Origin of the sequence: Serratia sp. CY40230 (assembly GCF_052168835.1) — a bacterium.
Lineage (GTDB): Bacteria > Pseudomonadota > Gammaproteobacteria > Enterobacterales > Enterobacteriaceae > Serratia > Serratia nematodiphila.
This window is the reverse complement of record NZ_JBJNLX010000001.1, coordinates 23122-35175: the sequence shown is the minus strand read 5'-3', so window position 1 is coordinate 35175 and position 12054 is coordinate 23122. Positions and strand designations below refer to the sequence as shown.

Genomic DNA, 12054 nt, shown 5'->3' with positions numbered 1-12054 from the left:
CAACGCTTTCATCGAGTATGAGCTAGTGCAACATAACCAGCTGAAATAAAACCGTTTAACAACAAGGGAGTTGCCGATAGGCAACTCCCTTCATTGACTTCCTACTTCACTTCGCGCTGACGCGCCAAACGGTGTTGCCCACATCATCCGCAATCAGCAGGGCGCCAGCCTTATCGATCGCTAATCCAACCGGTGCGCCATAGAGTTCCTTCTCGTCGTCGGAGACAAAGCCAGTGACCACCGCTTTGAGTTTACCGACCGGCTTGCCTTGCTCAAACGCCACGTAGCTGACCCGGTAGCCGTTCAGCGGCGAGCGGTCCCAGCTGCCGTGCTCGCTGACAAAGGCGCCGCCGCGATAGTCGGCCGGCAGAGCGCTCGCGGTGTAGAACAGCAGCCCCAGCGGCGCGACGTGCGAGCTGAGGGCGTAGTCCGGCTTGATAGCTTTCGCCACCAGATCCGGCCGCGCCGGCTGTACCCGACGATCGACGTGCTGGCCGAAATAGCTGTAAGGCCAGCCGTAGAAGCCGCCGTCCTGCACCGAGGTCAGGTAGTCCGGCACCAGATCGGCGCCGATCTCGTCACGCTCGTTGACGATGGCCCACAGCTTGCCGCTGTGCGGTTCCCACTGCAGCCCGGTCGGATTGCGCAGGCCGCTGGCGAAGATGCGGCTGGCGCCGGAGGCGGTGTCCACTTCCAGCACGGCGGCGCGCCGGTACTCTACGGCCAGGCCGTTTTCGGTGATGTTGCTGTTGGAGCCGACGCCGACATACAGCTTTTTACCGTCCGGGCTGGCCAGCAAGGCCTTGGTCCAGTGATGGTTGATGGTGTCCGGCAGATCGGCCAGCTCTTTACCCGGATCGCTGATGCGCGTTTCGCCCGGCTGATAGACGTACTGCATGATATTGCCGGTGTTGGCCACATACAGGGTGTTGCCAATCAGCTGAACGCCGAACGGAGAATCGAGCCCCTCGAGGAAGACATGCTTTTCCCAACTGCCGTCGGCGGTTGGGCGCAACAGGGTGATGCGGTTACCGCCTTTTCCCCCTTTACCTGACTTGCCCTTAACCAACCCGGCGATCAGCTGCTTGGGCGTGCTGACCGCTTCCGTGCCCGGCCCGTTGGCCTCCACCACCAAAACATCGCCGTTGGGCAGGGTAAGCAACTGACGCGGGTGCAGCAAACCGTCTGCCACCTTGTCGATTTTCAAGCCTTCGGCGACTTTCGGCATCTGGTTTTGCTGCCAGCCCACGCCCTTTGGCACCTGCATCGGTGGCATCAGGAAGTCTTGCGCCGCCGGCAACGCCGGATCCGGCCCCATTTGTTGTTCCGGCGAAATGACGGCGCTGTTATCGCAGCCGGCCAGCGCCAACACGGCCGAAAGCGCAATCGCGATGGATGATAGCTTCATGAAAACCTCCTTATTTTGCGCGGGCGCTCACGGCCAGCAGAATGTTGGCGAAGCTCAGCAGCGCGACCACGATCGCAGACAGCACCAGGCCTTGCGGCACCACGGCATACGCATCCCGGCTATGCACGAAAGCGTTGATAATGGCAAGAACGATGGCCAACAGATTCAGCCAGAAATGGAGCTTGACCGATGAGCCCTGTAGCCGGCCGCTGCCGAACCACACCTGCACCAGGTTAATCAGCCGGGGAATAATGGCAAAAATCAGGCCGATGGCGATCAGCCAACTGGCACCATTGACCCATTGAATATTCGCCGTGCAGGCATAGATGATGTCGAAAATGAGCGCCGCGGTAAAAAATCCATAGGGTATCGGATTGAGCCATTCATAGACGGCCACCGCGGCCGTTGAAGGCCTTGCTGTCGTTTGCGTGGTCATACGGTTATCTCCATGAAAAATGATAGATAAAAAAGGCGTTGGCCCCTTAAAGCTTTGTTCAGATTCACCGATTTGAACAATTTTGATTCTCATTTTTAGCATGCGATGTTAAAACCGAAACCATCACTTCGGCATTATCAATGGCTTAGCAATATCAGGAGGCAGGGCATGAGCATAGAACGCGTTCAGCGTTTTCTGGCCGAGCACGCACCGGAGACGACGGTGACGGTGCTGGCAAAGAACACCGCAACGGTGGCGCTGGCGGCAGAAGCCTTTGGCGTGGAGAGCGGGCAGATCGCCAAGACGCTTTCGTTTCGCGTTAACGACGATGTGGTGCTGCTGGTAATGGCGGGAACCGCCAGAATCGACAACAAGAAGTACAAGCAATTCTTTGGCGTAAAGGCACGTATGCTGCCGACGGAGGAGGTGGAGGCGCTGACCGGCTATCCGCCCGGCGGCGTTTGCCCCTTTGCCGCACCGGCAACGGTGAGAGTTTACTGCGATCGCAGCCTGTGCAGCTACAGTGAAGTGCTTCCGGCAGGCGGCAGCGATAATTCAGGCGTGAGAATTGCGCCGCAGCGGCTGGCCGGCATCACGGGAGCGGAGTGGATTGACGTGACGGGGTAACTTTAAGTGACGATGTCACAATTATGTTATGTTAAATACAGTGTATTACCTCACGATTAACATGCTGTTTTAACTGGAAAAAACACTATTCCATCGGATTGTGGCAAACTGCCTCGATATTGTGGCCATCCGGGGCGATCACAAATGCCGCATAGTAGTGGGCATGGTAATGGGGCCGTAAACCGGGCGCGCCATTGTCTTTACCGCCGGCGTTTAGCGCGGCGTGGTAGAACGCATCGACCTGCTCACGGCTGCTTGCGACAAATGCCAGGTGCAGATGCGCCGGCTTTTCGTCGGTTTGAAACAGGCACAATGACACATTCCCCCGATCGGGACAAAGTTCGACGCCATAGCCGGGCTCGCCTTCAGCGACGATTTTTACACCCAGCGGCGCCAGCGCATTGAGGAAAAACGCTTTGCTTAGGGCAAAGTCGCTGACGCCAAATTTCACATGATCAAACATGGAGAGGCTCCTGGAGCGAGGAAAAATGTTTCCATTCAGTATAGCCAACGCCGTGGTGGGCGCCGAAAGCAATGAAACGCGCGCCAATGCGCATTTGGCGTGCAAATACTGCCCGCTTAAATGACGCGTTTTGGAGAAATCTGCAGTATCGTAGCCGCCACGTTTTATCAGATTTCACGTAGCGCGATCAAAAAAGCAGGGGGTTTTTGGCCAATACCGGCAGGTATGCGCCATTGGAAACCATGCCTGGTCATCATTATTAGAGTGGAAAATGTCAGCGCGCATCATCACGATCCCAACGATTGATATATTGCTGGAGGTTGAAAGTCTGCCGGCGTTGGATAGCTTGAATGACATGGGATATACGCCGCGTGGCGAGAACGACATTGCCGGCAGGCGTTACGACATCAAGGGAAACGGCAAACGCACGCATCAAGTGCATGCATTTATTGCGGGAAGTGAACAGGCGATCTGACATTTGGCGTTCAGAGATTATCTGCGCAAGCATTATGATGTTCTCAGCAATACAGGGCAATCAAATACCAAGCAGCAGAAGGCTGCCGGCAAAATCCAGCGGCTTATGGCCGGTTGAAAAATGAATTGATTCAACGGCACGAGCAGTTGGCGCTGGCCTGGTTGGCCACAGGTGAAACCCCATGAATCATGGCCTGGACGGCATAATCCACATACCTGCATATAGGTGCGCATAATGTATATTATGTTAAATTGAATTGCTGGATACGCACCGGGGTTATCCTGCCCGTCCTTTCTCACCTCACCTCCAAGGCTTTATCAGGCGGATATCCTTTTTTATGTTTAAGCCCCCATCTCAGTTTAACCCTTAGTCGGCGTACCTTGATGAAACCGCATCTGCCAACCTGCCTTGGCTGTCAGAAGCCAAATCGATGAACGTTCGGTGCAACGAACGGCGTGGCCCTGCGCATCACGCTGAAAACTTTTATACGTCAGCAACACGGCGCCTTCGCTGATTTGCGCCAGCTTAAAACCTTCGGCAAAAATCTGCGGATGTTCAGTTTCCATTTCCAGCGCCGCAACGGTTTGGCGTTTGTCATAACGCAGCCCTGAACGACCAATCTCTTCAAAGTCTTCATGCAGCAATGCCGCGACGCGCCGCGGATCGCGCCGCACCGGCGGCTGATGCAGTTCAACCTCAAGCGCCTGGATTTGGCTGTGCCACTCTGCAAAATGGGTCAAAATACCCTCCTTTTTGATCGCGCTACGTGAAATCTGGCAAACTCCGGCAGTCAATCTGCACCAGAATGACACTCGTGAGACCTGATTATTCCCAGGACTCCTTCTCATAAGGCTTTTGCCAGTTCTTTTCCGTGACGGGCACGAGTTCCTCGTTGAACGTGTAGGTGCAACAACGGCATCTCACCGGCACATCTTCTGCGGTAAATGCCGGGTTCACTTTCTGCAGTATCCCGCGTTCATCGACACACAGTCCGCTGTAATAGCTAGATTCACCACAGCAGACATAGCTCCGCCAGTTTTTACGGTGCAAACGGCGACATCGGCGAAATACGCATGGTCGAATTGCAGTACACCCATGGCTTCAACGCCAATGAAAGCGCGGACACGTTCGAGGCGCAAAAGTGGCGCGTCGATCCGAAAATCGCCGGCCCCTCCTTTGTGCTGGGCGACATCTCTACCCACACCTTCTACATCTCACAGCTGGTCATGCCCGACATGAAAATTGCCTCCCTGCTGTGCGATCGCCAGAGCTTTATCCCTTCCCGCGCCCCGCTGGAAGACAACGCCATGGTGCTGATGCACTACGAAAACGGCGCCGTCGGGCGCATGTGGGCCTCCGCCATCAACGCGGGCGCGATGGACAGCCAAAGCATCCGCGTGGTGGGCTCACGCGCCAGCCTGCAATGGAGTGATTCCACACCCGGCGAATTACGCTATGAGATCCAGGGGCGGCCCAGCCAGACGCTGCACCACGGCATGCCCTATCTGGACGACAGCGCGCTGGCAGAAGAGCGGCTCGGCGCGCTGCATACCGAAGGGCTGGCCGAATCCTGGGCCAATATTTACCTCAAGTTCGCCATCGCCATCAGCGCCAGTCAGCGCGGCGATCGGCAGACGCTGGCCGCGCTGATCTATCCGGATATCGATGCCGGATTGGAAGGCGTGCGCTGGATTGAGAACTGCGTTCGTTCCGCCGACAACGGCGCCACCTGGGTTAATTACCAATAAGGAAAGCACCATGAAACTTTCGTTCTGTACCGACAGCCTGGGCCATTTACCCTTCGAGCCGATGCTGGATCGGCTGCTGGAGCTGGGGGTGCGCGGTGTGGAGATGACCACCGGCGGTTGGTCCCCGGCGCCCCATCTGGATACCGAGGAACTGCTGGCCAACCCCGTCAAACGCCGGCAGCTGCAGCAAGCGCTGGCCAGCCGCGGCATGGAGATCGCCGCGCTCAATGTCTCCGGCAATCCGCTCGATCCGGGCGAGCTGGGGCAGCGTCATCTGCGCCAAACCGACAATACGCTGGAGCTGGCCGGCCTGCTGGGGGTGAAGAAGATCGTGATGATGAGCGGCCTGCCGCCGGCCAGCCCGCATGACACCATCCCCAACTGGATCACCTATACCGTCAGCTGGCCGCCTACGGTGAAAAACTGTCTGGACTATCAATGGAATGAGGTGGCGATCCCCTATTGGCAGGCGCTGGTCGCCCGAGCCAAAGCGTGCGGCGTCGAGCGCTTTGCGCTGGAAAACTTCAGCGCCATGCTGGTGTGGAACCCGGAAACGCTGTTCCGGCTGCGCGAGGCCGTTGGCCCAATGGTGGGCCTGAACCTCGATCCCAGCCACTTGATCTGGATGGGCGCGGATCCCATCGCGGTAGCCCGCGCCCTCGGACCCGCGATTCACCATGTACACGGCAAGGACGTGCGCCTGGAGCGCGGCGTCGTCGAGATCAACGGGCTGCTGGAGACCAAACCGATCGACGAGGTAGCTGGCCGGGCCTGGAACTATGTCGCCGTCGGCTGCGGCCGGGATCTGCAGTGGTGGAAGGAATTCTTCTCGGTAGTGCGCATGATGGGTTACAACGACTGGGTGTCGCTGGAAATGGAAGACTTGACCATGTCGGTCGATGCCGGCATCGACTCTTCCGTTCAGGCGCTGCAGCAGACGATCAGCAGGTAGCCTCAGGCGCGGCGGCTACGGCCGCGGCGCCCCCTTTCACTCCGGTTCACTCGCCCCGGCCGGCATTTGCCGCTGATACTGAAACGGCGACTGCGCCATCACCCGTTTGAAGACGGTGCTGAACGCGCTTTCCGAGCCATACCCCAACGAGTAGGCGATCGACGCGACGTTTTCTTTACCGGCCCGCAGGCGATCTGCCGCCTGCAGCATACGCCAATGCGAGAGGTATTCCATGGCGGTGCTACCAACCAGCCCTTTGAAACGTTGAGCGAATAGCCGGCGATGCGGGCCAGCTCTTCCTGCGTCGAGTTACACGCCGGCTCGGCGTGCATGGCGGCGATCGCCAGACTGATCTGGCGCCGTGGCGTGAACGCGGTGAGGATACGGCCTTCCCCGGCGCTGCGATGAACCCCGTTCAGGCGCTGTAATACCCACCTTTCAAACGGGCTGCCTATGTAGCCCTTCTGTTTTATGTGACGACGTCACATATGTCTTGCCTTCTGTCTCTGAGTCGATTGTTTAAAATTAATTGCCAAAGCAACTGTTGCCATTTAACCTATATACACTGTTTGCCGAGGTATCCCATGTCATCGAAAGAAAAATCCCTCTATGCCCTCACCAACGCCCTGCAACCGGTTCGCCGGGTGTGGAAACAGGCTGCGACGCTGGCGATCGCCAAATCCGGCATCTCCATGTCGTTGGCTACCGTCGTTGTTCTGGTGCATCGCAATCCGCAGGGCATCAATCAGCGCGATCTGGCGGAAGAAGTCGGCGTCAATCCCGGTGCGCTGGTGCGTCTGTTGGATCAGGCCGCCGCGTTAGGCTTCCTCGAACGGCAGGAGTCGGCCGGCGATCGTCGGTTTAAAACCCTGCGCATTCTGCCCGCCGGCGCCGAGCTGGCCAAAAAGGTCGAAACCGCGGCCGATAAGCTGCGAGTCGAGCTGATGCACGACGTGCCGTTGGAAGATATTGAAACCGCCACGCGCATTCTGCGCCTGTTTGAAGAGCGCGCAGGCCACTATCTGCAACAGGCCGGCAATGAGCCATGAGAATCGGTAAACCGCAGCTGCTGTATGCCGTGAAACTGTTTATTTCCGCCATGCTGGCCTTCGCGCTGGCGGAAAGCATCGGCCTGCAAAATCCCTATTGGGCAATGGTGACCTGCTGCGTGCTGAGCAATCCGGTCAGCGGCGCTGTACGCGCCCGCGCCACCTACCGTTTTTGCGGCACGCTGTTCGCCGGCGTGCTGACGCTGGGCCTTTCGGCCTGGCTTAGCAACACGCCGGTGCTGTTGATCGTCGCCGCTGGGCTGTCATCGTCACTGATGCTGGGCCTCTCTTATCTCGATCGCACGCCGCGCGCTTACTTTTTCCAGCTGGGTGCCATCACCATGATGCTGGTCGCCATCGCCTACATCAATCACCCGGACACGATGTTCACCATGGTCGTCACGCGGGTGACGGAGATCTGCCTGGGTATTTTGGCGGTGACGCTGGTAGACAGCGTGTTGTTCCCATCGTCGCTGGCGCCGGTGCTGCGCACGCGGCTGAAAGCCTGGCTGTCTGACCTGGCCCGTTGGCAGGAGGACAGCCTCGACGGCAAGGGCGGCGACGCCCAGGCCGACGCGGACCGTATCCGTTTGCTGGGCGACATCGCCTCGTTCAATCAGATGATGACCACCCTTGGCTATGACAGTTCGGTCGATAAGCCCACCCGTCAGGCGGCGATTTCGATACAGCAACGCGTACTGCAAATCGTGCCGCTGCTCTCGGCCATCGGCAGCAGCATCGCCGCACTGCCGGTCGGTCTGCGCCCCCGCCTACAGCCGTGGCTGAATGAGGTCCGGCGGCAGGCCGTTGAATCCGCACCGCACGCTGCCCCCTCGGTGAGCTTGTTGCCACCCGCAGCGTCGCTGTCGCCGTGGGAAACGCTGATCGTCGACGAGCTGGCTGAACAGGTTGAGCAGTGGTTAACGCTGTGGGCCGAGGTACAGCAGTTGAACGCATTCCTGGACGGCGAGCCGCTGCCCGCGGCGCTGCAGGCGCAGATGATGCGCAGCCGCGTCTTCTCGCCGCCGCCGGATACCGGCATGGCGGTGCGCATGTTCGCCGGAATTTTGACGACCTACGCCCTGCTGTGCGGCCTCTGGTATTTCACCGGCTGGGAACAGGGCGCCAACATGGTGCTGATGGGGATCGTGGCTATCGCCTTCTTCGGTGCCGGCGACAATCCCGGCGCCACCATCGCCACTTTTGGCCGCTTCGCCACTATCGCTATGGTCCTCGGCGCCCTGCTTAGCTATGTGCTGCTGCCGCTGGCCGGGGATTACGGCAGTTTCCTGATCGTGATGGGGCTGTTTTTGCTGCCGCTCGGCGTGTGGGCGGCGAGCAACCCGTTGGCGACGTTGGCGATCGCCCTGTCGCTCAGCAACGTCAACTTTCAGGGGCACTATGCGCCGAACAATATGGGGTTGTATCTGGAAAGCACCACTGGCACGCTGATCGGCGTCTATTTCGCATTCCTGTGCGCCGCGCTGTTCCGGCGCTGGGGCACTGATCAAGTCGTAGCGCGGCTGATGCGGCAGGATGCGCAAGAGATGCTGCACCTCAATCGCCACATCACGGAGCGTGACTTACAGCGCTATCAGGCCCGCGCGTTGGATCGCATCACCGCGCTGGGTAGCCGCCTGGCCGTCGTTGGGCAAGCCGATCGCAGCCCACAGCTGTTGATGCGCTTAAAAACCGGTATCGACCTGATTCGTCTGCAGCAGGCCGGCGGGCTCACTCCTGGCGCTTCGCCGAACGCCGGTCTGCCGGCGGCGTTCCGCCAACTTTCTCTGCACGCCGAGGCACCCTCCGCGCTGCTGGGCCAGATCGACGCCGGTCTGCAACAGGCCTGGCGGCAGAACGATCGGCGCGCGCTGCGGCCGCTTACCCGGCTACGGCTGCTGCACTTCCCCACGGCTTTGCACTGGAATCCCTGACATGATCGGTGAAATCAACATTGACGGCGTATTCATCTCGCCCTTGCTGCTGTGCCTGGTGTGCGCGTTCTTCTCGCGCATGGCGCTTTCCTGGACGCTCAACGCGGTGGGCGTCTATCGCTGGGTCGCGCAGCGCCCGCTGTTCGACACCGCCCTGTTTCTTATTCTGGCCGGGCTGTTTTTCCACGGCCTGAAATGGCTTACCACCCCCTGAGGCCCCCATGTTTCGTGAACGTACCCTTGCTCTGCTACGCCCCGCGCTGACCCTGATTGCCGTTTTGATCGCGGCAGGTGTGCTGTGGCAGCTTTATCTTTATTACACCTACGCCCCGCAAACGCGCGACGGCAAGATCCGCGCCGACGTGGTGCCGCTGGCCACGGACGTTTCCGGCAAGGTGGAGGCCGTGCACATTCACGACAACCAGATGGTGCATAAAGGGCAGCTGCTGCTCAGCCTGGACAAAGTACGGCTGCGCAACGCGCTGGATCAGGCCGAGGCCGCCGTGGAGCGCGCCAACGTCCAGTTGGCGTCATCCCAGCGCGAAAACCGGCGTTATCAGGCGTTGCAGTCGGCTATTTCACAACAGGAACGCGACAATCGCCGCGATGCCCAATCGCTGGCGAAGGCCAATCTGGATCAGGCCCTGGCGGATCGGGCGCTGGCGCGCATCAACCTGCAGCGCGCCGATCTCTATGCGCCGGTGGATGGCGTGATCACCAACTTCTCCCTGCGCCCCGGCGCTTACGCGACCGCCGGTCAGCCGATCATGGCGTTGGTGGATTCCAACAGTTTCTACATCGCCGGATACTTCGAAGAGACCAAGCTGGGCCGCATCCAGAACGGTGACAAGGTGGTGATCCGCATCATGGGGGAACGGCAGCCGCTGTACGGCCACGTCGACGGGCTTTCCGCCGGCATCAACGACAGCGAGCGCACCACCGCCGCCGGCACTCTGCTCGCCAACGTCAACCCGACATTCAGCTGGATCCGTCTGGCGCAGCGCATCCCGGTGCGCATCGCGATCGACACCATTCCCCACGGCGTCGAGCTGATCGCCGGCCGCACGGCGACGGTCAGTCTCAAGGATAACGGGGAATAATCCGCCGCTAACCGTATCGCTGGGCTTTATGGCGTGATGGCCAACTTAATCACGCCATCGCGTTTCTCCGCGAACAACGCGTAGGCCTCTGCGATATTCTCCAGCCGAAAGCGATGCGTCACGAACGGCCGGAGATCCAAACCGCCATGCTGGATGACGTTCATCATTCTGCGCATCCGCTCCTTGCCGCCGGGACTCAGAGCCGTACGGATCGTATGATCGCCCAACCCATAGGCAAGTGCACTCACCGGCAGATGGAGGTCTTCGCTATAAACGCCAAGGCTGGATAAGGTGCCGCCGGGTTTTAACACCCGCAGCGCTTGATTGAAGGTGGCTTGCGTCCCCAAACACTCGATGCTGGCGTCCACACCACGCCCCGCCGTAATCTTGAATATTTCATCAATCACATCGGTTTCCTTGTAATTCAGCAAGACGTTTGCCCCCATCTTTCCCGCCATCATCAGCTTTTCGGGAGAGCTGCTGATGGCAATAATCAGGCTGGCGCCCTGCAGACGAGCGCCCGCAGTGGCGCATAAACCGATCGGCCCCTGGGCGAAGATGGCCACCGTGTCACCAATTTTAATGTTGGCATTTTCCGCGCCTTTAAAACCGGTAGACATCACATCCGGGCACATCAGCACCTGTTCATCCGTCAGACCGTCCGGTATGAGCGCCAGATTGGCTTCAGCATCAGGCACCAGTACATATTCAGCCTGGGTACCATCGATAACATTGCCGAAGCGCCAACCCGCCGTGGCTTTATATCCGTGGCAACGGCATTCCGGCAAATAGGCTCCGTCCTGGGCAGGAAATCCATCCTGGCAGGCATAGGATGTAAAAGAGGGGCAAATGGCGCCGGCCAACGCCCGCTGCCCTTCATTAAAGCCTTTAACATTGCTCCCGAGCTTTTCTATAATCCCAACCGGCTCATGACCCACGGTCAATCCGTGAGGCACGGCATATTCGCCCTTAAGAATATGAATATCGGTACCGCAGATTGTCGTCGTGGTTATTTTGAGCAAAGCATCGTTGGGGCCAGGAGAAGGAATCGGCTTTTCAATGAGTTCTATTCTCCCCCTGTCGATAAAGGCGGCGGCTTTCATCATGCGCATGGTGGAAGATCCTTTGGTTTCTGTCGAGGTAATTACAAGAAAGAATAATCAAAACGGTTATTTTTTCTATTTTAATTTCTTGTGAAGCAATCACTTTAAGCAATAGTTCCAATAGCGAAGTAAAATAATAAATATAATTAACCGAAGAATTAACCCCACCCCGACAAACTATTTACCTTCATATTTTCGAGTAGAGCATCGCTTAAGAAAAGAATGGTTAACACCCTAGCGAAAGCCGCATAATTTCTCTTTCTAAATACCCTGCGCTAAGCGAAAATATGCGTTATCTGATTGATAGAACATGCAGGAAACGCCATGTCACGATTCACCCTCATCCCGCTGAGCCTGGCACTTGCCGGCTGCGCGCCATTGCAACCTGATGGCTGTGAAAAAGCCGGTGCGGTGAACGATTGCGTCTATGCCTGGCGTGCAGGCAGCAATGTTCCAGCGGCAAAGCAACCGCCTAACCTGGGATGCGACGGCCAAGTCTTTTATGAGCGGCCATACTATTCCGCCTCTGCGAAGGCTGAAAAACGTGAAGGCGAAGTGAGCGCAACGTTTGATGTTGATGATAAGGGTAAAGCCAGAAATATCGTACTAACGGGCACCCCGGAGATCTATCGCGACACCAAAAGCGCTATCGCACGCAGCTGCTGGATACCAGGCAGCGTTAATGAAACAGCGTTGTTTACTTTTAAACTCTCTGGTGATGCTGAAGCCAACCGATAAGCGCAGGATAGGTTTCCTTGC

The 12054-nt window shown here is 58.2% G+C and carries 13 protein-coding genes and 2 pseudogenes; 9 read left to right on the top strand and 6 right to left on the bottom strand.

Going from position 1 to position 12054, the window contains the following annotated elements; genetic code table 11:
• Nucleotides 1–106 precede the first annotated feature (106 nt).
• Both ACJ8IJ_RS00190 and ACJ8IJ_RS00185 read right to left on the bottom strand, forming a co-directional pair.
• Nucleotides 107–1408 (bottom strand): PQQ-dependent sugar dehydrogenase, encoded by a 1302-nt coding sequence (locus ACJ8IJ_RS00190; RefSeq protein WP_286094168.1) that lies wholly within the window; start codon nt 1406–1408, stop codon nt 107–109.
• 10 nt (nt 1409–1418) lie between these two features.
• Complete coding sequence (locus ACJ8IJ_RS00185) at nt 1419–1844, bottom strand: DUF2231 domain-containing protein (RefSeq protein ID WP_197753118.1); 426 nt, start codon at nt 1842–1844, stop codon at nt 1419–1421.
• A gap of 168 nt (nt 1845–2012) precedes the next feature.
• On the opposite strand from ACJ8IJ_RS00185, the gene ACJ8IJ_RS00180 reads away from it, so the two are divergent.
• A complete protein-coding gene (locus ACJ8IJ_RS00180) occupies nt 2013–2471 on the top strand; it encodes a YbaK/EbsC family protein (protein WP_176325917.1) in 459 nt (152 codons plus the stop codon).
• 85 nt (nt 2472–2556) lie between these two features.
• On the opposite strand, the gene ACJ8IJ_RS00175 is transcribed toward ACJ8IJ_RS00180, so the two are convergent.
• Nucleotides 2557–2934 carry a VOC family protein gene (locus ACJ8IJ_RS00175; protein WP_049188899.1) on the bottom strand — a complete coding sequence of 126 codons (378 nt, stop codon included), beginning with the start codon at nt 2932–2934 and terminating at the stop codon, nt 2557–2559.
• Nucleotides 2935–3205: 271 nt separating this feature from the next.
• Between ACJ8IJ_RS00175 and ACJ8IJ_RS00170 the strand changes: the two genes are divergently transcribed.
• Nucleotides 3206–3409, top strand: a complete 204-nt coding sequence (locus ACJ8IJ_RS00170) for a GrpB family protein (protein WP_442518140.1) — start codon at nt 3206–3208, stop codon at nt 3407–3409.
• A gap of 359 nt (nt 3410–3768) precedes the next feature.
• On the opposite strand, the gene ACJ8IJ_RS00165 is transcribed toward ACJ8IJ_RS00170, so the two are convergent.
• A complete protein-coding gene (locus tag ACJ8IJ_RS00165; RefSeq protein ID WP_280631593.1) occupies nt 3769–4149 on the bottom strand; it encodes a nuclear transport factor 2 family protein in 381 nt (126 codons plus the stop codon).
• A gap of 306 nt (nt 4150–4455) precedes the next feature.
• Between ACJ8IJ_RS00165 and ACJ8IJ_RS00160 the strand changes: the two are divergent.
• Together ACJ8IJ_RS00160 and ACJ8IJ_RS00155 are read left to right on the top strand one after the other, a co-directional pair.
• Nucleotides 4456–5157 (top strand): annotated as a pseudogene (locus ACJ8IJ_RS00160) (Gfo/Idh/MocA family oxidoreductase); the annotation flags it as partial.
• Nucleotides 5158–5167: 10 nt separating this feature from the next.
• A complete protein-coding gene (locus tag ACJ8IJ_RS00155; RefSeq protein WP_442518139.1) occupies nt 5168–6109 on the top strand; it encodes a sugar phosphate isomerase/epimerase family protein in 942 nt (313 codons plus the stop codon).
• A 36-nt stretch (nt 6110–6145) separates the two neighbouring features.
• On the opposite strand, the pseudogene ACJ8IJ_RS00150 reads toward ACJ8IJ_RS00155, so the two are convergent.
• Nucleotides 6146–6400 (bottom strand): annotated as a pseudogene (locus ACJ8IJ_RS00150) (helix-turn-helix domain-containing protein); the annotation flags it as partial.
• Nucleotides 6401–6693: 293 nt separating this feature from the next.
• Here ACJ8IJ_RS00150 and ACJ8IJ_RS00145 point away from each other — a divergent pair.
• From ACJ8IJ_RS00145 to ACJ8IJ_RS00130, 4 genes are read left to right on the top strand one after another with little or no spacing between them, the layout of a single operon-like run.
• Nucleotides 6694–7158, top strand: coding sequence for a MarR family winged helix-turn-helix transcriptional regulator (locus tag ACJ8IJ_RS00145; protein WP_015377885.1), 465 nt, complete (start codon nt 6694–6696; stop codon nt 7156–7158).
• The gene (locus tag ACJ8IJ_RS00140) at nt 7155–9092 is read left to right on the top strand and encodes an FUSC family protein (RefSeq protein WP_049188894.1); all 1938 of its coding nucleotides are present in this window, start codon (nt 7155–7157) and stop codon (nt 9090–9092) included. The genes ACJ8IJ_RS00145 and ACJ8IJ_RS00140 overlap by 4 nt, the downstream gene beginning before the upstream one ends.
• 1 nt (nt 9093) lies before the next feature.
• Nucleotides 9094–9306, top strand: a complete 213-nt coding sequence (locus ACJ8IJ_RS00135) for a DUF1656 domain-containing protein (protein WP_038871631.1) — start codon at nt 9094–9096, stop codon at nt 9304–9306.
• Between the two features lie 7 nt (nt 9307–9313).
• Complete coding sequence (locus tag ACJ8IJ_RS00130) at nt 9314–10192, top strand: efflux RND transporter periplasmic adaptor subunit (RefSeq protein WP_118892030.1); 879 nt, start codon at nt 9314–9316, stop codon at nt 10190–10192.
• A gap of 26 nt (nt 10193–10218) precedes the next feature.
• Here ACJ8IJ_RS00130 and ACJ8IJ_RS00125 read toward each other — a convergent pair whose 3' ends face one another.
• Nucleotides 10219–11304: an NAD(P)-dependent alcohol dehydrogenase gene (locus ACJ8IJ_RS00125; protein ID WP_442518138.1), complete on the bottom strand. Its 1086-nt coding sequence runs from the start codon at nt 11302–11304 to the stop codon at nt 10219–10221.
• A gap of 315 nt (nt 11305–11619) precedes the next feature.
• Between ACJ8IJ_RS00125 and ACJ8IJ_RS00120 the strand changes: the two genes are divergently transcribed.
• The gene (locus tag ACJ8IJ_RS00120) at nt 11620–12033 is read left to right on the top strand and encodes an energy transducer TonB (RefSeq protein ID WP_442518137.1); all 414 of its coding nucleotides are present in this window, start codon (nt 11620–11622) and stop codon (nt 12031–12033) included.
• Nucleotides 12034–12054 lie beyond the last annotated feature (21 nt).